Annotated in this window: 20 protein-coding genes; 19 read left to right on the forward strand and 1 reads right to left on the reverse strand. The window is 35.6% G+C overall.

Annotation, left to right across the window (positions count from 1 at the left end):
• Positions 1–8 precede the first annotated feature (8 nt).
• The 14 genes from QTL86_RS04705 to QTL86_RS04770 all read left to right on the forward strand — a co-directional run bounded on the left by QTL86_RS04705 (position 9) and on the right by QTL86_RS04770 (position 17,262).
• Complete coding sequence (locus QTL86_RS04705; protein WP_410496660.1) at positions 9–1,550, forward strand: nitrite/sulfite reductase; 1,542 nt, start codon at positions 9–11, stop codon at positions 1,548–1,550.
• 181 nt (positions 1,551–1,731) lie between these two features.
• A complete protein-coding gene (locus QTL86_RS04710; RefSeq protein WP_410496661.1) occupies positions 1,732–6,138 on the forward strand; it encodes a PolC-type DNA polymerase III in 4,407 nt (1,468 codons plus the stop codon).
• Between the two features lie 48 nt (positions 6,139–6,186).
• Positions 6,187–6,849 carry a YczE/YyaS/YitT family protein gene (locus QTL86_RS04715; protein WP_410496662.1) on the forward strand — a complete coding sequence of 221 codons (663 nt, stop codon included), beginning with the start codon at positions 6,187–6,189 and terminating at the stop codon, positions 6,847–6,849.
• 38 nt (positions 6,850–6,887) lie between these two features.
• Complete coding sequence (locus tag QTL86_RS04720; protein ID WP_410496663.1) at positions 6,888–7,433, forward strand: hypothetical protein; 546 nt, start codon at positions 6,888–6,890, stop codon at positions 7,431–7,433.
• A gap of 22 nt (positions 7,434–7,455) precedes the next feature.
• Positions 7,456–8,889, forward strand: coding sequence for a DEAD/DEAH box helicase (locus QTL86_RS04725; protein ID WP_410496664.1), 1,434 nt, complete (start codon positions 7,456–7,458; stop codon positions 8,887–8,889).
• A gap of 185 nt (positions 8,890–9,074) precedes the next feature.
• Positions 9,075–10,043, forward strand: coding sequence for an AAA family ATPase (locus QTL86_RS04730; protein WP_410496665.1), 969 nt, complete (start codon positions 9,075–9,077; stop codon positions 10,041–10,043).
• Positions 10,036–11,043 carry an McrC family protein gene (locus tag QTL86_RS04735; protein WP_410496666.1) on the forward strand — a complete coding sequence of 336 codons (1,008 nt, stop codon included), beginning with the start codon at positions 10,036–10,038 and terminating at the stop codon, positions 11,041–11,043. The genes QTL86_RS04730 and QTL86_RS04735 overlap by 8 nt, the downstream gene beginning before the upstream one ends.
• Before the next feature lie 73 nt (positions 11,044–11,116).
• A complete protein-coding gene (locus QTL86_RS04740; protein WP_410496667.1) occupies positions 11,117–11,854 on the forward strand; it encodes an NAD-dependent protein deacylase in 738 nt (245 codons plus the stop codon).
• Between the two features lie 29 nt (positions 11,855–11,883).
• Positions 11,884–12,234, forward strand: coding sequence for an MmcQ/YjbR family DNA-binding protein (locus QTL86_RS04745; protein ID WP_013657515.1), 351 nt, complete (start codon positions 11,884–11,886; stop codon positions 12,232–12,234).
• A gap of 176 nt (positions 12,235–12,410) precedes the next feature.
• Entirely contained in the window at positions 12,411–14,126 is a 1,716-nt protein-coding gene (locus QTL86_RS04750; protein WP_410496668.1) for a TIR domain-containing protein, read from the forward strand.
• A gap of 79 nt (positions 14,127–14,205) precedes the next feature.
• A complete protein-coding gene (locus QTL86_RS04755) occupies positions 14,206–15,042 on the forward strand; it encodes a metallophosphoesterase (RefSeq protein WP_410496669.1) in 837 nt (278 codons plus the stop codon).
• Between the two features lie 103 nt (positions 15,043–15,145).
• A complete protein-coding gene (locus tag QTL86_RS04760; protein ID WP_013657512.1) occupies positions 15,146–15,484 on the forward strand; it encodes a hypothetical protein in 339 nt (112 codons plus the stop codon).
• Positions 15,485–15,696: 212 nt separating this feature from the next.
• The gene (locus tag QTL86_RS04765; RefSeq protein WP_410496670.1) at positions 15,697–16,272 is read left to right on the forward strand and encodes an ECF transporter S component; all 576 of its coding nucleotides are present in this window, start codon (positions 15,697–15,699) and stop codon (positions 16,270–16,272) included.
• Between the two features lie 15 nt (positions 16,273–16,287).
• Entirely contained in the window at positions 16,288–17,262 is a 975-nt protein-coding gene (locus QTL86_RS04770; RefSeq protein ID WP_013657510.1) for a P1 family peptidase, read from the forward strand.
• A 98-nt stretch (positions 17,263–17,360) separates the two neighbouring features.
• On the opposite strand, the gene QTL86_RS04775 is transcribed toward QTL86_RS04770, so the two are convergent.
• Positions 17,361–17,981: a CBS domain-containing protein gene (locus tag QTL86_RS04775; protein ID WP_013657509.1), complete on the reverse strand. Its 621-nt coding sequence runs from the start codon at positions 17,979–17,981 to the stop codon at positions 17,361–17,363.
• 270 nt (positions 17,982–18,251) lie between these two features.
• On the opposite strand from QTL86_RS04775, the gene QTL86_RS04780 reads away from it, so the two are divergent.
• Genes QTL86_RS04780 through QTL86_RS04800 form a run of 5 tightly spaced genes read left to right on the forward strand, consistent with a single transcriptional unit; the run spans position 18,252 to position 24,797 of the window.
• Positions 18,252–20,168 (forward strand): peptidase U32 family protein, encoded by a 1,917-nt coding sequence (locus QTL86_RS04780; protein WP_410496671.1) that lies wholly within the window; start codon positions 18,252–18,254, stop codon positions 20,166–20,168.
• 12 nt (positions 20,169–20,180) lie between these two features.
• Positions 20,181–21,482, forward strand: coding sequence for an aspartate aminotransferase family protein (locus tag QTL86_RS04785; RefSeq protein WP_410496672.1), 1,302 nt, complete (start codon positions 20,181–20,183; stop codon positions 21,480–21,482).
• A gap of 17 nt (positions 21,483–21,499) precedes the next feature.
• Positions 21,500–23,329: a menaquinone biosynthesis decarboxylase gene (locus QTL86_RS04790; RefSeq protein WP_410496673.1), complete on the forward strand. Its 1,830-nt coding sequence runs from the start codon at positions 21,500–21,502 to the stop codon at positions 23,327–23,329.
• Positions 23,313–24,188: a UbiA-like polyprenyltransferase gene (locus tag QTL86_RS04795; RefSeq protein ID WP_207669745.1), complete on the forward strand. Its 876-nt coding sequence runs from the start codon at positions 23,313–23,315 to the stop codon at positions 24,186–24,188. The genes QTL86_RS04790 and QTL86_RS04795 overlap by 17 nt, the downstream gene beginning before the upstream one ends.
• Before the next feature lie 30 nt (positions 24,189–24,218).
• Positions 24,219–24,797 (forward strand): UbiX family flavin prenyltransferase, encoded by a 579-nt coding sequence (locus QTL86_RS04800; protein ID WP_410496674.1) that lies wholly within the window; start codon positions 24,219–24,221, stop codon positions 24,795–24,797.
• Positions 24,798–24,816: the final 19 nt, after the last annotated feature.

A 24,816-nucleotide genomic window follows, 5' to 3' on the forward strand; every position in this document is an offset into this window, starting at 1 on the left:
GTTGAATAATGAGGAACTTAAGACAAATTCTTTTAGAAGAAATCCCTGAGTTTAAAGCAAAAGGTGAAGCTTTTTTAAAGGGCGAGCTTGGCAAAATGGATTTTAAAAAAGTCTCAGGTGGCTTTGGTGTTTATGCTCACCGGGATGGTAAGCATTTTATGATTCGTTTACGCATTTTATCAGGTGTTTTAGGAAAAGAACAATTAGTGGCCATATGCAATTTAGCAGAACGCTATGCAGTTCCTATGATTCATTTGACTACAAGACAAGCTATTCAGTTTCATGAGCTAAGTTTAGATAATGTTTGTAAGGTGATGGAGGAAGGTCTTGAATATAACCTTTACACAAGAGGAGCAGGTGGTAATTATCCTAGAAATGTAGCAATGAGCCCGTTAGCGGGATTAATGAAGGAAGAAGCGTTTGATGTGGTACCTTATGCTATGGCAGCTAATGGGTATTTCCTGAAGCGTATTAATACCTATCATTTACCTAGGAAATTAAAGGTTTCTTTTACCAGTGATAAGGCAGATGGTTCTCAAGCTACAGTACAAGATATGGGATTTGTAGCAACATTAAAAGATAACAAGCCTTATTTCAAGCTTTATCTAGGAGGTGGATTAGGGCGTAATCCAAGAAAAGGTATTCCAGTGGATAGATTACTACCAGCAGAAGAAGCGTTATATGCGCTAGAAGCCATGGTACAGCTCTTTACTCATGAAGGAGATTATGAGCATCATCATAAGGCACGGGTCAGATATATTGCAGATCGTATGGGAGATGAAGCTTTTGTCAACTGCTTTTGGAAATATTTTGAGGCTGCTAAAGTAAAAGGGGGATTAGATTTTTCTCCGGAGATGCCTAAGTACACAAAAGTAGGTAAAAGAGTAGAAATAAATCATATAGCTATTACATCACAAAAGCAAGAAGGTCTTTACAGTTACTATTTTCATCCCTTAGGGGGACAATTAGATTACAGGCTTCTTAGAAAGATTTCTAATCTGATTGAACCAATGACAGATGTTCATGTCAGATTATCCATGGGTGAAGGTTTTTATTTAGTTCATTTAAATGGTGAAGAAGTGCAGCAAGTAGCGGAGGCTTTGGATGCAGATAACTACTTGTTAGGGGTAGAACAAACCAGATCTTGTATAGGTGTTCCTATCTGTCAAATGGGTATATTAGAAAGTCAAAAGGCATTAAGAGCTATAGTAGATTATTTTAAAGCAAAAGGTAATATCAAAGAAAGCTTGCCGCCTATTTATATTTCCGGTTGTCCTAACTCTTGTGGTGTACACCAGATTGCAGGTATTGGTTTAGTGGGTAACAAGAAGAAAATAGATGGTGTATTAACAGGTATTTATGATGTGTATATGAAAGGAAAGTGTACAGTAGGGGAGACTCATTTAGGGGAGTTAATAGGAGAAGTTCAGGAGGACCAATTACCTGCTTTTTTATATGATTTGGCTTCTAAAATAGAAGCTGCTCATCAATCTTTTGACCAATATATGGAGGCAAATAAAGAGGAAGTAGAGCAGTTGTTAAGTAAATAATCATTTAATGGTATGTCAGTAGTTATAGTAATAAAGGATGTTTATTATAAGTAAGTAATAGAAAAGCAAAGAAGTAGTTAGGAACTTCTTTGCTTTTTTGTTACTTAACCTCCTCTTTTAACCCTAAACCAAATAGTATATAATAAAAAAGATAAAGAGCGCGTTAGTAAAGAAGGTATAGGTGAGTAGAATGGAAACAGAAGTAAGAGCTTTTTTTGAAGTATTAACAGAACTAAAAGTAGATGATAAGCTCCAGCAGCTTTTTGAACCCGTAGGGATTAAAAAAGTTGTATTTGAACAAGCTACTGAGCATTTAGAAATTTATTTAAGCAGTAAAGAACTTCTTAATCGTCCTATGCTTTTAAAAATGCAGAGGGCCATTAAAGACCAACTTTTTAAAACCGCGCCCCTCTCTATTACTTTAGTAGAATCTTACGAGTTATCAGAAGCGTATACACCAGCGTATATTGTAGAAGCTTATAAGCAGAATTTACTTTTAGAAATAGAAGAAAAAAGCGAAATGGTTTATGCAATTGTCAAAAATGCCGTTTGGCGTGTAGCCGCCAAGCAGCTTTTTATAGAAATAGATAATAGTTTTGTGGCACGTAAAAAAACAGAGCCCTTAAAGCCTTTTCTAGAAAAGATTTTTATGGAACGCTTTCAGTTGCAATTGGGTGTGCAGTTTGAATATAAAGCTAGTAGTAATCCACTAGCTTATGTAGAGGAAAATCAAAATCAATTAAAACGAGAAGTAACCTCTGTAATGAGCCAAATTCAGCCACTAGAAGAAGAAACAGTAAGAGAAAGCGCTAAGGAAACAGCGGAAGTGAAAGAACAAAAAGAAGTACGTATGACACGTAAAAAGGTACCCCTTGATCCAGATGTTTTTTATGGACGTGAATGTGAAGGTGATTTAACTCCAATTGAAGAATTAGTAGATGAAATTGGAGAAGTCGTTATCCGTGGTAAAGTCTTAAGTATTGATACAAGAGAGATTCGTATGGAAAAAACCATTATTATGTTTGATATAACAGACTTTACAGATACCATAACCGCTAAACTCTTTGTTAAAAATGATGAATTAGGCGATGTATTAGGTAAGCTTAAAAAAGGTGGATTTTATCGTCTTAAAGGAATGGCGCTTTTTGATAAATTTGATAGAGAAATAGGCATTGCTTCTATTAAAGGCATTAAAGCTATTCCTGATTTTACAACCAAACGTATGGATACCAGTGAGGAAAAACGTGTAGAATTACACCTCCATACCATGATGAGTGATATGGATAGTGTAGTCGATATTCATCAGATGATTGACCGTGCCAAAGCATGGGGAATGCCAGCAATTGCCATTACTGATCATGGCTGTCTTCAAGCTTTTCCTATTGCGAATCATTGTGTGTCAAAGGATGAGCCTTTTAAAGTGATTTATGGTGTAGAAGCATACTTTGTAGATGACTTAAAGGAAGTCGTGACGAATTCTAAAAACCAAAGCCTAATGGAGAGTTATGTGGTTTTTGACTTAGAAACCACAGGATTTAGCCCTAAAATGAACCGTATCATAGAAATAGGGGCGGTTAAAGTCGTAGGTGGTCAAATTGTAGATACCTTTAGTGAATTCGTCAATCCTAAAGTGCCTATTCCTTATCAAATTGAGAAATTAACAGGAATCAATGATAGGATGGTTATGGAGGCAGAAACCATAGAAGTGCTATTACCACAATTTTTAGCTTTTTGTGAGGGATGTGTCATGGTAGCCCACAATGCTGACTTTGATATGAGTTTTATAGAAGCAAATGCCAAAGAGCAGGGCCTAGCAGCAGACTTTACAGTAATGGATACGGTAGCACTAGCACGTATTTTAATGCCACACTTAGGTAATTTTAAGTTAAACAACGTGGCCAAGCATTTAGATATTAGCTTAGAAAATCACCATAGAGCGGTAGATGATGCGACAGCTACAGGTGAAATCTTTGTACGCTTTATAGAGATGCTACAGGAAAAAGGTGTTACAACCCTAGATGCTATTAATGATATGGTAGAGATTTCACCAGATTATATTAAGAAGTTACCTACTTATCATGGGGTTATTTTAGTGAAGAATGAAATAGGACGTATTAATCTGAATCGTTTAGTATCAGCATCTCACTTAGATTATTTTAATCGTAGACCACGTATGCCAAAAAGTCTCATTCAAAAGCATAGAGAAGGACTTATTATTGGTTCAGCTTGTGAAGCGGGTGAAATCTTTCAAGCTATTTTAAGAGAAAAAGAAGAAACTGAACTGGCCAGATTAGTAAGCTTTTATGATTATCTTGAAATTCAGCCGATTGGAAATAATAGTTTTATGCTCAGAAGTGATAAATATGCAGCTGAGACAGAAGAAGACTTAAGACAGTATAATAAGCGTGTTGTAGAACTAGGGGAGCACTATAATAAGCCTGTAGTGGCTACTTGTGATGTTCACTTTTTAGACCCAGAAGATGAAATCTATAGGCGTATTATTATGGCAGGCAAAGGCTTTAAAGATGCTGATGATCAGCCACCTGTTTATTTACGTACCACAGAAGAAATGCTAGAAGAATTCAAATATTTAGGAAGTGAGAAAGCGAAAGAAGTGGTTATTACCAATACGCAGCTGATTAATGAACAAATTGAAAAGATTTCTCCAGTGTTGCCTTATAAATGTCCACCAGAAATTCCAGATTCAGATGCTACCCTGACGCAGATTTGTTACGATAAGGCCCATGAGATTTATGGACCAGAATTACATCCAGTTGTAGTAGAGCGATTAGAAAGAGAGCTTAATTCCATTATTTCTAATGGTTTTGCTGTAATGTATATCATTGCTCAAAAATTAGTATGGGATTCTAATGACCATGGTTACCTTGTAGGTTCAAGGGGATCTGTAGGGTCTTCTTTTGCAGCAACGATGTCAGGTATTACAGAGGTTAATCCACTAGCACCACATTATATTTGTCCACAGTGCTACTATGTGGATTTTGAATCCGAAGAAGTACGTGCTTATGCAGGACGTTCAGGATGCGATATGCCAGATGCTACTTGTCCTAAGTGTGGTCATGAACTTTTAAAAGAAGGCCATGATATTCCTTTTGAAACCTTTCTTGGTTTCAAAGGTGATAAAGAGCCAGATATTGACCTTAACTTCTCTGGAGATTACCAAGCGAAAGCCCATAAGTATGTAGAAGTTATCTTTGGAGAGGGGAAAGCCTTTAGAGCAGGAACAATAGGTACGCTAGCAGAAAAAACAGCTTTTGCTTATGTTTATAAGTACTATGAAGAGCGCGATATTCACAAGAGAAGAGCAGAAATGAAGCGTATTGCAGAAGGGTGTACAGGGGTTAAACGTACCACAGGGCAACATCCAGGAGGGATTATTGTAGTACCACATGACCGTGATATTTATGAATTTACAGCTGTGCAGCATCCTGCAAATGATGTAACGACACCGATTATTACCACTCACTTTGAGTATCACTCCATCGACCATAATCTATTAAAACTAGATATTCTAGGCCATGATGATCCTACCATGATTCGTCGCCTTGAGGATTTGACAGGTATAGATGCAAAGACGATTAAGTTAGATGATAAGGACGTTATGTCACTTTTTCATAGTACGACGGCTTTAGGCATTAAGCCAGAAGATATTGGGGGAATTAAGCTAGGTTCTTTAGGAATTCCAGAGTTTGGAACAGACTTTGTTATTCAGATGTTATTAGATGCAAAGCCTCAAAGCTTTTCAGACCTAGTGCGTATTTCTGGGTTATCTCACGGTACAGACGTGTGGCTAGGTAATGCTCAAACCTTGATTGAAGAAGGCAGAGGAACCATTTCGACTGTTATTTGTACCCGTGACGATATTATGACTTATTTAATTAATCAAGGAATGGATAAGGGACTATCCTTTACTATTATGGAAAGTGTACGTAAAGGGAAGGGCTTAAAACCAGAATGGGAAGAAGCTATGCTAGAAAATGGCGTACCTGATTGGTATATTTGGTCTTGTAAAAAAATTAAATATATGTTCCCTAAGGCCCATGCGGCAGCGTATGTTATGATGGCTTGGCGTATTGCTTGGTATAAGATTTTTTATCCACTTGCTTATTACACCGCTTTCTTTAGTATTCGTGCGTCAGCTTTTTCTTATGAGACCATGTGTTTAGGGAAAGAACGTTTAGAATATCATATGAAGGAGCTCATGCTTAAGGGAAAAGAAAATCAATCAGCGAAAGAGCAAGATACTTTAAAGGATATGCGTATTGTTCAAGAGATGTATGCAAGGGGGATTGAGTTTATGCCAATAGATATAACTAGAGCAGATGACAAGAGATTCCAAATTATTGATGGGAAGATTATGCCTTCGTTAAGTTCAATAGATGGTCTAGGAGAAAAAGCAGCAGAAGCTGTAGTAGAAGCAGTTAAAGATGGTCCATTTTTATCCAAAGAAGACTTTAGAAATCGTGCTAAAGTAAGTAAGACAGTGACAGATAAAATGTCAGAACTAGGTATATTAGGTGATTTAACAGAATCTAATCAATTAGATTTATTAAGTGCCATGTCATTTTAAAGGCTTGATCGTTCATGGTGATAGAGATAAAACAGGGAGAATAGAAAAGTGAAAAACAAACAAATTGCGAAGCAGATGATGGTTTGGTTTGTAGGATTAATCGTTATTCAAGTGGGGGTAGCTTTATTTTTAAGTTTAAATTTAGGTTCAGATCCATTTACTTCATTTACACAAGGAGTAGCTAGGGCGCTAACTGTTTCTCCTGGAACAGCTAATAGGTTATTGACGCTTATCTTTTTAGGCGCCCTTTTTCTCTTGGATCGAAAACAAATTAAAATAGGAACTTTTTTATGTATCATAGGTGCAGGTATTGTACTAGATGGTGTTTTAAAGCTATTAAACCCTTTGGCACTTAGTAGCTATTCTCTAAGTATCAAAATAATCATTTTTATGATGGCCTGTGTCATTGTATCTATAGGTTTTCCTATTTTAAAAAGTTCAGAGATAGGTGTGGCGCCTAATGATTTAATTTACTTAGCTTTAGTAAAGCGCTTAAAGAAATCCTATACCATTATTCGCATGAGTGTTGATATCATTTATATGGTATTAGGAATGAGCTTAGGTGGTGTTATCGGTATAGGGACTGTACTATGTATTGCTTTTTTAGGCCCTTTAATGGATTTTTTCTTTCCTAAGATAGACCGCCTTGTAAGTGGCTTTTTAAAGGAGCAAGGTGGAGCAGGTGGGCAAAGCCAAAGTGGACAAATGTGATCATTAAATAAGATAAAATGAAAAGTATCAGTTAAATGATGATAGAAGTAAAAGAAAGTGAGAGACAAGCAATGAAGAAAGAACAGATGCAAGGTGAAATAGAAGCCTTGAACTTTAAAGAAGACACTTATGATTTTGATGGTATGATAAGATTGGCAGATTGTGAAGAAGCAGCTTTGATTTTTACTTTTGAAGATGAGGATGATGGTAAACATTATATGAACCGCTATGAGCTATTAGCAGCTCATATGTCTATAGAGCAAAAGTTAAATAGGATTCATCATTATCTAGAAGAGGATGAAACTCATGGATTATTTGTTTCATTTGCAGTCGTATATGAAGGGCAATTACAGCTATTTAATGGTAGGTCTAAAAAAGGTAAGGAAGTGGATATGGGAGAATTAGAACTAGGTAACCATATGATTTATGGGATGCTTATTAGATATATCGAGGGAGAATATCTATTTGATGAAGTCCTTTATTTTGACGGAGAAAATAAAAGTCATTCTTGGGCAGAACGTGTATTAGATGCAGGAGAACTAACTTTCATGATGAAAGAAATGATTACGGAATTTGAGGATTAACCTATAGAGAAGGAAGAAGAGCATGTCATTTAAAAACTACGGATTAGAAAAAAGCTTATTAAAAGCCGCTACGTTATTAGGCTTTAATAAGCCTACACCAGTGCAAGAACGGGTTATTCCTGAAGTCTTAAGAAAGCAGGATTTAATTGTTCAGTCACAAACAGGAAGTGGAAAAACAGCAGCCTTTGCTATTCCTATTTGTCAGGAAGTCATATGGGAAGAAAATAAACCCCAGGCTTTGGTTTTAACGCCAACAAGAGAACTAGCTATTCAAGTAAAAGAGGATTTTTTTCAGATAGGTCGATTTAAGAGAATTAAAGCAGTAGGCTTGTATGGCAAAGCACCTTTTGAGGTGCAACAAAAAGAATTGAGCCAAAAAACACATGTAGTAGTAGGGACACCTGGACGTGTTTTAGATCATCTAGAAAGAGGTACGTTAGAAGCATCGCATATAAGTTATTTGGTGATTGATGAAGCTGATGAAATGCTACGCATGGGGTTTATTGATCAAGTAGAAAGCATTATAGCGGCGCTTCCTTTGAATCGTGTTACCTTATTATTTTCTGCTACTATGGCACCTCATATCCAGCAGTTGTGTGAAAAGTATCTTAGGACACCTAAAACCATTCATATAACTACTGACTTATCAAAGCCTAATAATATTGAGGAAATTGGAATAGAAACACATGAGCAAACAAAACTAGCGGTACTAGAGGCAGTAACCATTGTGGAAAATCCAGAAAGCTGTATTATTTTTTGTAATCGTAAAGAGCGAGTTGAAATGGTATGGAAGAGACTTAATGATTTGAACTATGGTGTTGGTAAAATACATGGGGATATGGAACAAAAACAACGTTTTGCAGTTATGGAGGATTTTAGGAAAGGGCGATTTCGCTATTTAGTAGCCACAGATGTAGCGGCTAGAGGGATTGATATTGACCATATTACTCATGTCATTAACTTTGATGTACCAGAGCAAGCGGAAAATTATGTGCACCGTATGGGACGTACAGGAAGGGCAGGAAGAAGTGGCAAGGCATTTATATTCATCCAGCCAGAGGATAAAAGAAATCTAGCAGCTATTGAAAGTTATACCATGAGGAAAATTCCTATGCGAACAGCGTATAGAGAAGAGGAAATAGCAAGTGCTAAAAAAGCCTTCGAAGAAAAAATGAAACAACCCTTGCAGTTTAAGGAAACTAAGGGAGAAGTTTTAAATCAAGAAATCATGAAGCTGCATATTAATGCAGGCAAAAAAACTAAAATGCGTCCTGTAGATATCGTGGGAACCTTATGTCATTTACCAGGAATAACAGCAGAGGATATCGGTATTATTAACCTTCAAGATATCTCTACTTATGTAGAAATTTTAAATGGTAAAGGAGAGAAGGTATTTAAACTATTACAAACAACACCTATAAAAGGGAGAATGCGACGCGTAAGTAAAGTAGACTAATAGGTGAAATGAGCCAATCTTTAAGGTTGGCTTTTTTTGTTAAAGTAAATCATAAACTTTAGTGTTTTTTAGCACTATAAAAGGTAGCTACAGTATGATAAAATATAATGAATAATATATAATTTTAAAAATATTATATTTTTAAAAATGACTTTAAAGCACTTATAATAAAAGGAGAAATATAAATGATAGAAGAAAATAATGAGTCAATCTATGTGTCCCCTTATGCCAAAAATACTGGTCGAAAGGTTGAACCAGAAACGGTAGACCCTGTTTATATGGCAGTAAAGACTAACTATACTAGCGAAGACTTTTTATCAGAAGCTTATATTTCAAAAGAAAAGTATGTACAGATGATTAGAAGGTTAGATCGCAAAAAGAATATTATTTTACAAGGGGCACCTGGAGTTGGAAAAACCTTTTTAGCTAAGAGGCTGGCCTACTCCCTCATTGGTAAAAAGGACGATGATCGCGTTGCAATGATTCAATTTCATCAAAATTATGCGTATGAAGACTTTGTTATGGGTTTTAGACCTAATGAAACAGGAGGCTTTAATCTAGAGAAAGGTTTATTTTATACTTTTTGCCAAAAGGCAAAAGATGACATGGAAAATCCTTATTTCTTTATTATTGATGAGATTAATAGAGGAAACTTAAGTAAAATTTTTGGAGAATTACTCCTTTTAATTGAAGCAGATAAAAGAGATAAGAAATTTGCTATAGAAACAACGTATTCAAAAGAACGTTTTTATATCCCAAGTAATTTATTTATTATTGGTTTAATGAATACTGCTGATAGAAGTTTAGCGGTAATGGACTATGCTTTACGTAGACGATTTAGTTTTATTGAAATTGATCCAGCTTTTGGTGGTAATTTTGAAAGGTACATGAAACAGTTTGAACATACAAAGCTTTCGCGTGTGATTCAGGTGATTATGCAAATTAATGAAGCTATTACACAAGATGAATCTTTAGGAAGAGGTTTTCGTATAGGACACAGTTACTTTTCGGATCTTAATAATGGTAGTGATGAAGAACTTTATGAAATTATTGAATGTGAAATTGTTCCGCTTTTAGAAGAATATTGGGGAGAAAATTATGAGAAGTTCTCTACTTATGTAAAGGTATTAAGAGGGGCATTGCAGTATGCATAAAGGAGAAATGCTACAACAAATACCTAATATTAATTTATACCATATGTTGTGTTATAGCTTTCGTGATTTAAATAAAATCACCCCCGAGGCTTTAGGTGAGGAGTCGTTTGATCAAATTGAGGCACTTTTATCAGCTATTTTATTAGAAGGAATCACAAGACAATTTAGAAGGGGACTGTACAAAGAATATGTAGAAGGTGAAGGACTCTTGCAAGTACTGAGAGGTAAAATTGATATTCACGAAACTATACGTCTTAAAACACAGGTGAGTAGACAAGTTTATTGTCACTATGATGAGTTTAGTGTAGATAACGTCTATAATCAAGTGTTAAAAGCTTTATGTCTTTTAATTTTAAAAAGAGGACGTATAGCTTCTCAGCAACGTAAAAACTTTAAAAGACTTCTCATTTCATTTCATGAAGTACAAGATATTTCTTTAGACTGTGTGGCATGGGGAAAATTAAGCTACGAGAAGAACAAATTTCCTTATAAAATGCTAATTCAGATTGGATATATGATTTTTAAAGGAATCCACTTAGATACAAATACCGGTAAAGGTTATTTAGATGAAGTTATTTTTAATCATTTATACAAGCAGTGTATTTATCGTTTCTTTGAAACAGAATGTCATGGTGTAGATGTGAGTTATGAAAAAATAGCGGATGAAGAGGAAGTAGATAGCGATTTGATTTTACTTCGAGAAGGTAAGATTATGCTTGTACATACCTGTTTTTATCCAGAGCTCTTTATTAATCAAAAAGCAACGGAGCATAAGAGTTTCTTATTACAAGAAATGAAGAAAACTTTTTACTCAGTTCGTGAAAATAGTATGAAATCTAAAGAAACAATAAGTGGTTTATTACTATATCCTTCTATAGAATCTACATATATTGAAGAATATATGCTAGATCAACATCAAATTTTTGTAGCGGCTATTGACTTACGAGAACCGATGAGTGCTATTAAAGTACATTTAAAACAAATGAGTCAATTGGCATAAAATCATATAAGCAATCATGGTTTTGGATAGATGTGATATAATCATAGCAAAACTATTAATTGGAGATGATTTCATGAATGAAAAAATCAAGCAGCTCACTCAAATTCTAAGAGATAGTAATAATATAGTATTTTTCGGAGGAGCTGGGGTGTCGACTGCTTCTCAGATCCCTGATTTTAGAAGTGCCAATGGTTTATTTAATGAGCGATTAAATCGTACCTTTACACCAGAACAACTAGTATCTCATACTTTTTTTGTGAAATATCCAGAAGACTTTTATCAATTTTATAAAGACAAGCTGATTTACCCAGAAGCTCAGCCCAATGCATGTCATAAGGCTTTAGTAAAATTAGAGCAAATGGGTAAACTAAAGGCTATTGTTACACAAAATATAGATGGCTTACATCAAATGGCAGGAAGTCAGGTGGTATATGAACTTCATGGCTCTGTTCATAGGAATTACTGCTTAAAATGTGGTGCTTTTTATGATGCGGCTTATCTATTAGAAGCTCCAGGTATTCCAAAGTGCCAAAGGTGCGGAGGAGTGGTAAAGCCTGATGTTGTTTTGTATGAAGAGGGATTAGATGATGAGGTTATCTCAGCAGCAGTAAGTGCTATTGCTATGGCAGAGACTTTGATTATTGGAGGAACCTCTTTAGTGGTTTATCCAGCGGCAGGACTTATTCATTATTTTAAGGGGAAACATCTTATCCTTATTAATAAAAGTACTACCTCTGCAGATGATATAGCAGATCTAGTGATTCATGATGCTATTGATAAAGTATTAGCAGAAGCTGTTTCAAGCTTATAGCTTGCATTGAAAGGAGATAAAGAAAACAAATGATACCAAGAGAAGCTATCAAGGAATTTTGTTTAACACTTCCAGGCGCGTATTTAGATTATCCTTTTGATGAAGAATGGCAAGCTCTAAGAATTCGAGAAAACCATAAAAGCTTTGCTTTTATTTTTAAGCATCAGGGGAAACTGTATGTGAATGTGAAATGTGAGCCGTTAAAAGCACAATTTTTAAGAGAAATGTACTTGCAGATTATACCTGGTTATCATATGAACAAAAAACATTGGAATTCTATTGTGGTAGATGAAGACTTGTCAGAAGGTTTATTGTGGCAACTCATTAAAGAGAGCCATGAGTTAGTTTATCCTAAAAAGAAAGTAAAGAAAAATGAGTAGTTGATAAACCTAAGCTGTTACGAGGTCAATAAATGACCTGTGTAACAGCTTATTTATATTTTGTGAGACTTAAGCTATAAGTAAAAGCGTCGATTGTTCATAAAAGGGGACAAAGGTATGATGAATGTGGTAAAATTTAAATATAATAATAATTTAGTTAATTTAGGGGGCAGAAGATGCAAGACGTATTTATTTCTTACTCTTCAAAAAATAAGATAGAAGCTAATAAAGTATGTGAGCAACTAGAAAAAAGAGGTATTTCTTGTTGGATGGCACCACGAAATATTCAACCAGGCAAAGAATGGGGAGAACAAATTATTAGAGGGATTGAAACTAGCCGCGTTTTAGTATTAATTTTTTCCGCGGCTTCTAACGAATCTCCGCAAGTATTAAGAGAAGTAGAAAGGGCGGTTAGTAAACGTTTAAAGATTATTAATTTTAGAATTGAAAATGTTAGTCCATCTGACTCAATGGAATACTTTTTATCAGCTAATCATTGGCTTAATGCTTTTGATGGAAATAGAGAGACCCATATTGAAAGTTTAAGTATCACAATTAAAGGTTTGTTAGAAGAACAGCTGTTGCCACAACAAGCTCATCCTATTGTATCTAAAGGATTAGGAAAGCATACCGTTTATAAAAAGGGATTGAAATTTTTAGCAGTTGGATTAATAGGTATGATACTTATCATTATTGCGTATAATTTGAATGCTATTCGAGTGGCCATGGTAAAGGAGCCTCAAGTAGAGGCCTTGGTAGAAAAGCAACAGGACAAAGCATTAAAAACACCTACAGCTCATGTGCAGGCTTCTAATCAGCCATTAGAAACGCCTCTAGGAGAAGCTCAAGTTACCCCGGCACCAGTGGAGACTTTGGTCCCCACTGAGAAGAATAATGAGCAGGGAAATACGCAAAATCAAATAGCTATGGTTACTCAGGAACCAGATAATCAAGAAAAGGTAACACCTACAACACAAGCGGAGCCAGTTCAATCGTTAGATATAGAGGTAGGTAGTAAAGTTACTTTTGGGGTCTATCATAATGAGCCAATCGAGTGGCTTGTGATTCATAAGGACAGTAAGGGGAACCCGTTATTATTATCTGAGAAAATATTGACATTAAAGGCTTTTGATGGTGCAGAAAGTGGGAATTATAACAAGGCTAGTAATGGAACCATTTTCGATGGTAAAAAAGAAAAAGAAGCACCTGGTCAAAATTATACAAAGGAAGAATTAAGACAAATGAAAGGGAGCAATGACTGGGCAAATTCTAACTTACGTACATGGTTAAATAGTGGTGGAAAAACAGTAAGTTATAAAGGACAAGGGCCAGCTGCTAATGCATTTTTAGATGGTGCTAATGCTTATGATAAGACTTATGGCTTTCTTTATGAGTTTACAAAAGAAGAACAGGCCTTAATTCAAACAACCTCTTACAAAAATATATTAGGAACCTTGGAGCAAGGCAGGAAAACTGGGGGAAAAGAACTTTTTCACTTTGAACGCGTCAGTATAGAAGATTGCTTGTTAAATAGTAGTAAAGCTTACTATGAAACATTAAGTGATAAAGTGTTTTTATTATCTTTAGAAGAAGTAGAAGGCTATCTATATACTCAGGGTATTCCCATTAAAACGAATCCTACAGAAGAAGCCATTGAAAAGGATCAATCAGGTTGGTATAAGGATATAAAAAGTCAAACAGGTGGTTATCATATGTGGTGGCTTAGGACACCAGCAGGAGAGAGTAGTAGTTTAGTATGTACAGTAGGACCTTCAGGTGAAGTGATTTATACAGAGTATGCAGCACAAGCAGGAGTGGGGATTAGACCAGCACTTTACTTAGAAGCCAGTCATTGTACTTTAGAAGATGGAAAGATTATAAAAGCTAAATAAAAATTTGAAATGAAAGAAAAGAGGTAATTTCGAGCTAAAATAGTACATACTATAGATAAGAAACAAAGGAGGGGTTACTATGAAGCACAAAACCAAGCTCTATCTCAAAAGGAGTATTTTGATACTCGTATTAATGATAGTTACCCTAGCTTTTTATCATGGCTTAGTGATTCGCCACTATGTGTTTGAAACCTCTAAACTTGATTCTGAAACAAAATTACGTCTTGTTACTTTAGCAGACTTGCATAGTCATATTTATGGGCATCAGCAGCAGGATTTAATTGATAAAATTAAAAAAGCAAAGCCAGATATTATTGTAATGGTAGGAGATATGATAGATGATGAAGCCCCTATTACAGGAATGGAATTACTTTTAGAGGGACTTCAAGGAGTGGCTCCTATGTACTATGTAACAGGAAATCATGAATATTGGTCTGGACAGATCAAGGAAATTAAAGCATTTATGCGGAACTATCAGGTCACTGTTTTAGAGCGAGAATATAAGGTCCTTCATGTAAAAGGGAACAAGGTTATTTTAGCAGGATTAGATGATGTGGCAGGGTTTGAGGAGGAAAGTATATGGGAAATAGAAGCAAAGATGGCTTTTAAAGAACTAGAGCATGAAGAAGGCTATAAGATTCTTTTAAGCCATAGGCCAGATTTGGTAGGTGTTTACAAGGAACTACCTTTTGACCTTGTGATTGCAGGGCATACCCACGGGGGTATTATTCGCATACCTTATTTTAGTAATGGTTTTTTTGCTGCTAACCAAAAGCTTTTTCCAGATTATGTAGGTGGCTTATATAAAGAAGAGGGATTCAACTTAGTTGTAAGTAGAGGTTTATCCGCTGAGGTCATCCCTCCTCGTTTATTTAATCCACCAGAAATTACATTAATTGAATTAATAGGGGAATAATAATACAATAATTACAACTATTTAGATAGTTTGCTTTGACCTTACTATTATTTTGACGTATAATGGAATTACGTAGTAGAGGGAGAAATGAGGGGGAATAGAGATGGACGAAGAACAAGAATTTGGTAAAAGTAAATTAGGCAACTTCTATTTGGTTAAGGTTTTTAAGTCACTAGGCTTAATGCATATTATTGTCTTTACAATGATGATTTTATGTGATGTTATTGTATTATTACCCGCACATATCAAATGGTCAGTTGATATGTTGACTAAGCTCATTAACCTTTTAAGTGGTGGTAATGAGGATTATAAAGCCTTTTTTTGGGCATTTTTAGTAGCTACTTTAGTGACATTAGTAGTTGTTTGGATTGTGAGTAAGCTATTAGCTTTTAGAAAAAGTAAGAAACAACATACAACGTATTCATTAACCCAAGAACAATAGTTCTTGGGTTTTTATACAATAAAAGAAAAGTTGATGAAACATAAAAATATGTTATAATAAAAAATATTTATTTTGAAGCATCCTATAAGGAGATACTATTTTAATAGATTTCACTAATAGTGATGAGCCAAGCCTGATATATTTCTGCGTTGAGCAGTCATATAAATTTATGATACGCTGCATTATTTATAAGCGGCAGTAAGGAGAAAAAAATGAATACAACAAAAAAGACTACACAATTTACAAGGCTGGCATTACTAGCAGCCCTATTGGTGGTACTTGGATGCACCCCTCTTGGATTTATATCCATTCCCCCAATATCCATCACTTTAATGCATATTCCTGTTATTATTGGTTCGCTTATGTTAGGAGCAACCTATGGTGGTGTTTTAGGTTTAGTTTTTGGCTTAGTGAGTATGCTTAAAGCAGCTACTTCACCTAATCCAGCAGATCTAGTTTTTTCACCTTTTGCAAGTGGAATGCCACTAGCTTCCCTTGTTATGTGTATTGGACCTCGAGTGATTTTAGGTATATTGCCAGCTATTTTAAATAAACTGTTATTTAAGGTTTTGAAGAAGCAGGCTATTAACTTCACTATTAGTGCATGCATTTCAACAGCTGTACATACCATTCTTGTATTAGGATGCTTAAGTTTATTTTTTAAAGCCATACCAGTACAGGAGATTTTTATGTATATTATTGGGGTTAATGGTGTATTAGAAATGGTGGCAGCTGGTGTATTGGCTACAGGTGTTTGTGTGCCACTTAAGAAAAATCATGTGATATAAAGTAGGGTGTGAATGATGAAAGTTATTGAATTAACGGAAATAGAAAATATTAAAATAGGTCATGCAGATAATCAAGTAGCTGCTACTGGTTGCACTGTCATTATTTGTGAGCAAGGAGCTCCAACAGGTATAGATATACGCGGCGGAGGACCTGCTTCAAGAGAAACCCAGCTTCTTAATCCTTTAGCAGCTTGTGATAAAATTCATGCAGTGCTTTTAAGTGGTGGTAGTGCTTTTGGCTTAGATGCTGCAGGTGGCGTGATGAGCTACTTAGAAGACAGGGGGATTGGTTTTGATGTAGGTGTAACTAAGGTACCTTTAGTAAGTACTTCCTGCTTATTTGATCTTCAAGTAGGGGATACTCAGGCAAGACCTGATGTAGAAATGGGCTATGCAGCATGCCTTGCAGCCGAGTTAAATGAGCCTAGAGAAGGTAATGTAGGTGCTGGAACTGGTGCTACAGTAGGTAAATATAAAGGGGTTTCTGGTATGATGAAATCTGGTATAGGCATGTATGCCGTGGAGCTAGGAGACTTAAAAGTAGGTGCTTTGGTGGCTGTGAATGCCTTGGGCGATGTGAAGGATGAGGTATCCGGGGCTATTTTAGCAGGTTTATTAAATGAAGAGCAAACCGCCTTTTTAAATACAGAAGAAATGCTTTATAAAGAAGCTACCCAGCAGAAAAACTTATTCACAGGGAATACGACTTTAGGAGTCATTATAACGAATGGAGCCTTTAATAAGGTGCAAATGACTAAGATTGCAGCTATGGCTCAAAATGGCTTAGCAAAAACCATTTGTCCAGTGCATACCACAGCCGATGGTGATAGTGTTTATGCAATGTCAGTAGGTGAAGTAGCCGCAGATATAAATGTAGTAGGCACATTAGCAGCCAAAGTAATGGCGAAAGCTATTAATAGAGCCGTTTTAATGGCTGAACCAGCTTACGGTTTAAAAGTAGCCGCAGATTTTATGATTAACTCAAAATAGATGTTTTTGTGGAAATGAATATGAAATAATCAAAAGAGCTCCCTCAATAAGGACAAAGTAAAATCCTGATTGGGGAACTCTTTTGATTTGATAATGCATTAGTCAACACGTCTTACTGTAAATCCATTTTCATTTAACACTTTAACTAGTTTTTGGACATTTTCAGCTTCAACTCGAATAATAAGTTCTTTTAAATGCATGACTTCAGGATCGAGTTGAACAATACTGATGATATTCCCTTTTTCTCTAGCAATGAGTTCGGTAAGCTTGGCTAAGCGGCCTTTAACATCAGGGGTGGTAATAGCTAACCTGGTATAACCTATACCCAAAGCATTTTTAAAAGTAGCAAAAACAGCTTTATGTGTCACAATACCAGCAAAATGACCAGCTTCATCTACAACGGGGATGAATTGAATATTGCGATTGCAAAGAAGTTTAATAGGTTCTTCTACTAAATCTTCAGAGGATAAGCATTGAATTTTAGTTTTCATAAAATCAGATATAGGACGTTTTAAAAAAGTGGCCTTATCTTCTTCACTATTAAAATATTCTTCTAGGATATAGCGTTTAGAAATAATACCTACAAACTGTTTACCATCCACCACAGGTAAAGAAAGAAGGGCTTTTGAATCAATGACTTCTAGTGCTTCTTTAGCGGTATGTGTCATCCTCAAAGTGGTTAAATCACTTACAGGAATCATGATATTCTTAATTAACATAATTATCACCTCTTTATGTTTATTATACTATTGTTTAAAGATAAATACCAATAAAATTTACAGATAAATTTCTGTTTGAAGTGAAACAACTTAAAAAAGTAAAATAAATATTTATCTTGATTTTTATCTAGTAAAATAAATAAAAGTCAAGATAAATATTTAAAATAAAGGATAAGGGAATAAATATTGACAGTTAGATGCAAACATAGCATAATGAGTTGACTTAGGTCAAAAATCTGAGACGAAAAATGCTAAGAAAGAGGCGGTAAGATGAGTAGGTTTTTTAATGGTCAAGAGGTAGAGCTCCTAGCACCAGCAGGAAACTTTGAAATTTTTAAGGAAGTCATTCAAACCGGTGCAGATGCCGTTTATTTTGGTGGCAAGAACTTTAATATGCGTATGCATCGTAAAGATTTTAATTTTACACAGGAAGAAATAAGACAGGCCGTGGAAATGGCCCATGCTTTAAATAAGAAGGTCTATATTACAGTTAACAATTTATTAAGTCAAGAGGATCTTAAGCATATAGAAGATTATTTGGTCTTTCTAAACGAAGTGGGACCAGATGCACTTATTGTGCAAGATGTTTGCTTAATAGAGAAAATAAAAGAGATGAAGCTTGATTTAACTATTCATGCATCAGTTATGATGAATGTTCACAATTTACCTATGATTAAAACCCTAAGAAATCTAGGTGTAACGAGAATAGTAGCGTCTAGAGAAATGTCTCTAGCTCAAATTAAGGCCCTACATGTTCAAACAGATATGGAATTTGAATATTTTGTTCATGGTGACATGTGTATTGCCCATGGGGCACAATGTACTTATTCAGGGATGATTTTTGGACAAAGTAGTAACAGAGGACGTTGCATGAAGCCTTGTCGTTGGGGGTACAAAGCCATAAAAGACAACAAGCTTTATGATACAACTTATCCTTTAGCGGTAAAAGATATGGCCATGTATAGCCATATTCCTGAATTAATTGATGCAGGCGTTGTTTCCTTTAAAATAGAGGGACGTATGCGTAGTATGGATTACTTAGCAACCATTATTAAGGCTTATAGTGAAGCCATAGATCGTTATATACAAGACCCCATTGATTACAACCGAGAACAGGATTTAGCACAGCTAAAAGCAAATCGTAATAGAGATTTATCAACAGCTTATGCTTTTGGTAAGCCAGGACTTCAAAATATTAATAGACGTTATGAAGGAACTGGTAAATTCTACAGCACAGGTAAAGTGTTTAGCCAGCCAGTAGAAGAAATCGAAATGAAAGAGGAACGTTTGCAGGTTATTAGAGAAGTTTTAACAGGAAACCAAGCAATAACTAAAGGACCTGAACTGACGATTCGTGTTAATGATTATGAGAGTGCAGTATTAGCACTGAGCTTAGGTGTAGAACATATTTACTTAGCAGGAGATACGTATGAGCCAAGTAAACCTTTTTCAGTAGCACAAATAAAGGACCTTACGACACGTAAAACAGGTAGTAAAATTTATTTGGCTTTACCACGTATGATGTACGAAGAAGATTTTAAAGTGTATCATCATTATTTAAGTCAAGACTTGGGATTAGATGGCCTTTTAATAACGGAGCTTGGTGCTATTGGTGAGTATAAACATTTAGGACTTGAGCTAATAGGGGATTTCTCATTAAATGTATATAATGCAGAGATGGCTAAATTTTACCAGCATCAAGGCTTAGGTCGTATAACTTTATCTATTGAATCACCCCTTTATAATACAAGAGACTTTTTAGCGGCAAGCAGCATGCCAGTAGAAGTCATTGTTCATGGTAGACCGGCTGTGATGTATATGGAACATGATTTATATGATAATACAAAAGCTTTAGCAGGAGCTGAATTAGATGAAACTCATTATAAAAAAGGCATTTTATACCTAATAGATGATAAGGGGTACGAACATCCTATTTATCGTGATTGTAAAGGTAGAAATCATATGTTATTAACCAAAGAATTAGCTTACCTACCCTTTATAGAGGCGCTTTATAAAGCAGGAGCTACGTATTTCCGTATAGAAGGTGCTAGTTATAACTGTGAGGAGTTAGAACACATCATTAGGCTTTATCAAGCCGCACAAAAAGCAATTGTTCAAAAAGAGGAAATGCCACAGTTTATAAGAGGAGAAAAGGGTTATACATTAGGTGCATTGCAATTTGACTAGGAGGAAAATAAAATGGATTCATTAAAGGAGCAAGTGATTGAAAATAAACAAAATTATTTGTGTCCACCTAGCTGGAATCATTTTTACAAAGAGCCACCAGTAATCGTAAAAGGTGAGATGCAGTATTTATATGATGATACGGGCAAAAAGTATTTAGACTTTTTTTCAGGTGTTTCGGTAATGAACTGTGGTCATTGTAATCCGGAAATTATTGAACCAGCTATTGCTCAAATGCGTACATTACAGCACACTAGTATTATTTATTTAACAGAGCAAATGGGAGAATTAGCAAGACGCTTAAGTGGACTTTTACCAGGTGATATATGTCGTTCTTTTTTCTGCTGTACAGGTTCTGAAGCTAACGAAACAGCTTTATTAATGACTAGACTTTATACAGGGAAAAAAGAGTTTATTGCTATAAAAAATGGTCTCCATGGGCGAACACATTTAACCATGAGTACTACGGCGATACCTATGTGGCGAAGTGATCCTTATTTATCTGATGCCGTTCATTTTGCAGAAAATACATTTATTTATGGTGAAGACATAGAAACAGCAGCTAAGAAGTCTTTAGAAAGTATTAGAAAAATCATTGAGATGAGAGGCAAAGATAATATTGCAGCACTTATTATGGAACCTATTCAAGGTAATGGTGGGATTATTACACCACCACCTCACTATTTTAAGGCACTTAAAGCACTTTTAGAAGCCAATGATATTTTACTTATTATAGATGAAGTGCAAACTGGCTTTGCACGTACAGGAAAGCTTTTTGCTATTTCACATTATGAGGTGGTACCAGATATTTTAACAGTAGCTAAAGCACTAGGTAATGGTATGCCTATATCAGCAGCTTGCACCAATGAAAAGATTGCTATGGCCTTTAATAAACCATCCGCTTCTACTTTAGGAGGTAATCCGGTTTGTAGTACCACGGCTTTAGCAGTGCTAGATTATATTGAAAAATATGACTTATGTCAGCGTGCAGAAACCTTAGGAAAACAATTGATGCAGGGACTAAAACAACTTCAAGAAAAGTATCCTATTTTAGCAGATGTAAGAGGTATGGGACTTATGGTAGGCGTAGAAGTACGTCACTTAAATGGAATGGCAGCACCAGAACTGGTAGATGATATATTAGAAGCTTTAAAAGAATGTGGCATTATTTTAGGTAAAAATGGCTTAGAAAGAAATGTCTTAGCCTTTCAGCCACCATTAGTGATTACGCCAGAGAATGTCAAGGATTTATTAGATGCATTAGATAGCATTTTAGCTGGAATAGCAATAAATAAAGCCGCTTTATACAACGACTAGAGAAGTGGGGACAAATAATGAGTTATAAAAATTTACAAAGCTTTATTAAAAAGCTAGAGGAAGAAGGACAACTTGTAAGAGTTAAAAAAGAAGTAGATTCTTATTTGGAAATTACGGAGATTACGGACCGTGTTTCTAAGGCTTATGGGCCTGCTTTACTATTTGAAAAAGTAAAAGGCTCTCCTTACCCTGTACTTATTAATGCCATGGGAACTTATGAGCGTATGAGTATGGCGTTAAGTGCTAAAAACTTTAAGACTTTAGAAGAAGATTTAGCAAGATTTCTGGATATGACCAATTACATGGGCATTATGAACTTAGCTAAATCAGCACCACGTTTAAGCCGGCTGGCTTCTGTTTTTCCAATTAAGCTCCCTACCAAAGGAAGCTGTCAAGAAGTGATTGAAACCGAGCCGGATTTAACAAAATTGCCAGTGCTTCATTGTTGGCCTCAAGATGGCGGACCCTTTTTTACCTTGCCATTGGTCATTACAAAAGACCCAGAAACAGGTGTGCAAAATATGGGCATGTATCGTATGCAAGTGTTTGATAAGAATACCACAGGGATACACTGGCATTGGCATAAAGATGGTCGTGAAATTTATGAAAGCTATAAAAAGCGTGGAGGTAAGATGCCGGTATCAGTGGTTTTGGGAGGTGACCCAGCCATTACTTATGCAGCAACAGCACCTCTGCCTAAAATGATAGATGAGATGATGTTTGCAGGGTATCTTAGAAAAATGCCAGTTAAAATGGTAAAATCCATTACCAGTGATATTTATGTGCCAGCTGAAGCTGAGTTTGTCATTGAAGGTTATGTAGACGTTAATGAACAGCCAAGAAGAGAAGGACCATTTGGTGATCATACGGGTTATTATTCCTTAGAAGATGATTATCCAGTTTTTCATGTGACTTGTATTACCCATAAGAAAAACCCCGTTTATCCAGCGACTATTGTAGGGCAACCACCTATGGAAGATTGCTATATAGGAAAAGCAACAGAGCGTTTGTTTTTACCATTGCTTCGTATGATCAGTCCAGAAGTAGTGGACATGGATTTTCCGTTAGAAGGTGTTTTTCATGGCTGTGTCATTATGTCTATTAAAAAACGTTTTCCAGCACATGCTAAAAAAGTGATGAATACCGCATGGGGAATGGGACAAATGATGTATACCAAAATGGTCATTGTAGTAGATGAGGATATCAAACCAAGTGACTATGAAGCCGTAGCAAGTTGTATTCTTAAGAATACAAGGCCAAAGCTAGATATGATCTTTTCACCAGGGCCACTAGATGCACTGGATCATGCATCGCCAATGTCTCATTACGGCTATCGTTTAGGTGTTGATGCTACTCGTAAATGGCCATCTGAAGGTTGCACAAGTTCATGGCATGAAAAAGAGCCAGTTAAAGCATGCGTCCCATTTGACCTAGCTGATTTTAAAGAGGTGATTCAAGAAGGAGCAGTTTTAACAAATGGTATTTTAAAAGGGTATACTGTAGTAGCTATTCATAAAACCGATGGCAGCGCAGCTAAAGGCCTGACAGAAGCCTTTTTAAAAGCGCCAAAGGTAGAATCTAAGGTTCTCATTTTAGTAGATGCGGATATTCCAGTAGATAAAGTATCCATTGTATGTTGGAAACTCTTTAATAATATTGATGCCAAACGAGATATAACGGTACAAGAAATAGCTACAGATGATGTAAGAGTGGTAATTGATGCGACTAAAAAACTAGCTTCAGAAGGACATGAACGTATCTGGCCAGATGATATTGTTATGAGTGAGGCCGTTAAAACATATGTAACAAATAATTGGGAGGCCTATAAAATTGATAAAAATCATTAAAAAAATAAAGAATAAAGTCAATGATTATGCCACATTAGTGATGTTTTCACACACTATTTTTTCATTATCTTTTGCACTTATTGCCATGTTATTAGCTGCAGAAGGCTTACCTTCGCTTGATACTATGTTTTGGATTTTGGTAGCCTTTATGGGGGCTAGAACAGGTGCTAATGCCATTAATAGAGTCATTGATGCAGAAATAGATGCTAAAAATGCTAGAACAGCTAATAGACAAATCCCTAGTGGACTTATGAATAAAAAGGAAGTTATTATTTTTACGATGATTTGTTTTATGGTGATGGTATTAGGCGCATTACAGCTGAATACTTTATGTTTCATCCTATCACCATTAGCTATTTTCTTAATGACCATTTATTCATATACCAAACGTTTTACATGGGCTTGCCATCTAGTATTAGGTATTACTTCTGCAGCAGCACCTGTAGGAGCATGGCTTGCAGTGACTGGAAAAATCAGTTTACTACCTCTACTGATGGGGGCTGCTAATACTTTATGGGTAGCTGGTTTTGACGTTATTTATGGTGCGCAAGATTATGAGTTTGATAAAGCTCATGGTATTCATTCTATTCCAGCACGATTTGGTGTGAGAAAAGCTTTAATGATTGCCAGAGTATTTCATGCTTTGGCTTGGGTTATACTAGTGGCAATAGGACTAATGAGTAAGCAATTAAATGTTATTTATGAAATAGGGATGCTTGTTATTGGTATTTTATTTATCATTGAACACAAGCTGGTATCACCAGATAATCTTACGAATGTTAAAATTGCCTCTTACCAGATTAATCAAGTTATTAGCATTGTATTTCTTATATGCGGCGTACTAGCTACAGTATTATAAGATCATTCATTTGATAATAAAGGAGCGTATATGAAAAGAATTGTGGTAGGTATAACAGGTGCTAGTGGTAGTATTTATGCTAAAAGATTAATTGAAGAACTACTAAGGTTAGATTTGGAGATTCATGTGATTGCGACTGCTACAGCTGAAAAAGTATTTGCTTATGAGCTAGACTTAGAGTTTAAGTCTTATATGGAAAAGCTTAGAAAGCAGTACCATCAGCTTATTTTAGAAGAAAACGATAATTTGTTTGCAGGAATTGCTAGTGGTTCTTATGGCTTTGATGCCATGATTGTAATGCCTTGTTCTATGGGAACTTTAGGTGAGATAGCTTATGGTCTATCTAAAAATCTTCTGGTACGTGCGGCAGATGTAGCACTTAAGGAAAAAAGACCACTTATTTTAGTACCAAGAGAGACCCCTTTAAATGCTATTCATTTAGAAAATATGTTAAAACTAGCTAAGATGGATGTTAGTATTTTACCAGCCATGCCAGGTTTTTATCACAAACCCAAATCTTTAGAAGAAGCTATAGATTTTGTAGTAGGTAAAGTGCTAGATCATTTAGGAATCCATCATCAGCTATTTCAAAAATGGACAGATCATTAACCCACAATAGATAACGACT

The organism is Cellulosilyticum sp. ST5, assembly GCF_046529625.1.
Taxonomy (GTDB): Bacteria; Bacillota; Clostridia; order Lachnospirales; family Cellulosilyticaceae; genus Cellulosilyticum; species Cellulosilyticum lentocellum.

Excerpts from the sequence above, each read along its gene's own strand:
- QTL86_RS04740 (WP_410496667.1), top strand. The coding sequence starts at position 11,117 with ATGAATGAAAAAATCAAGCAGCTCACTCAAATTCTAAGAGATAGTAAT.
- QTL86_RS04790 (WP_410496673.1), top strand. The coding sequence starts at position 21,500 with ATGAGTTATAAAAATTTACAAAGCTTTATTAAAAAGCTAGAGGAAGAA.
- QTL86_RS04800 (WP_410496674.1), top strand. The coding sequence starts at position 24,219 with ATGAAAAGAATTGTGGTAGGTATAACAGGTGCTAGTGGTAGTATTTAT.
- QTL86_RS04760 (WP_013657512.1), top strand. The coding sequence starts at position 15,146 with ATGGACGAAGAACAAGAATTTGGTAAAAGTAAATTAGGCAACTTCTAT.
- QTL86_RS04755 (WP_410496669.1), top strand. The coding sequence starts at position 14,206 with ATGAAGCACAAAACCAAGCTCTATCTCAAAAGGAGTATTTTGATACTC.
- QTL86_RS04720 (WP_410496663.1), top strand. The coding sequence starts at position 6,888 with ATGATAGAAGTAAAAGAAAGTGAGAGACAAGCAATGAAGAAAGAACAG.
- QTL86_RS04785 (WP_410496672.1), top strand. The coding sequence starts at position 20,181 with ATGGATTCATTAAAGGAGCAAGTGATTGAAAATAAACAAAATTATTTG.
- QTL86_RS04725 (WP_410496664.1), top strand. The coding sequence starts at position 7,456 with ATGTCATTTAAAAACTACGGATTAGAAAAAAGCTTATTAAAAGCCGCT.
- QTL86_RS04770 (WP_013657510.1), top strand. The coding sequence starts at position 16,288 with ATGAAAGTTATTGAATTAACGGAAATAGAAAATATTAAAATAGGTCAT.
- QTL86_RS04730 (WP_410496665.1), top strand. The coding sequence starts at position 9,075 with ATGATAGAAGAAAATAATGAGTCAATCTATGTGTCCCCTTATGCCAAA.
- QTL86_RS04705 (WP_410496660.1), top strand. The coding sequence starts at position 9 with ATGAGGAACTTAAGACAAATTCTTTTAGAAGAAATCCCTGAGTTTAAA.
- QTL86_RS04775 (WP_013657509.1), bottom strand. The coding sequence starts at position 17,981 with ATGTTAATTAAGAATATCATGATTCCTGTAAGTGATTTAACCACTTTG.
- QTL86_RS04750 (WP_410496668.1), top strand. The coding sequence starts at position 12,411 with ATGCAAGACGTATTTATTTCTTACTCTTCAAAAAATAAGATAGAAGCT.
- QTL86_RS04765 (WP_410496670.1), top strand. The coding sequence starts at position 15,697 with ATGAATACAACAAAAAAGACTACACAATTTACAAGGCTGGCATTACTA.
- QTL86_RS04745 (WP_013657515.1), top strand. The coding sequence starts at position 11,884 with ATGATACCAAGAGAAGCTATCAAGGAATTTTGTTTAACACTTCCAGGC.
- QTL86_RS04735 (WP_410496666.1), top strand. The coding sequence starts at position 10,036 with ATGCATAAAGGAGAAATGCTACAACAAATACCTAATATTAATTTATAC.
- QTL86_RS04780 (WP_410496671.1), top strand. The coding sequence starts at position 18,252 with ATGAGTAGGTTTTTTAATGGTCAAGAGGTAGAGCTCCTAGCACCAGCA.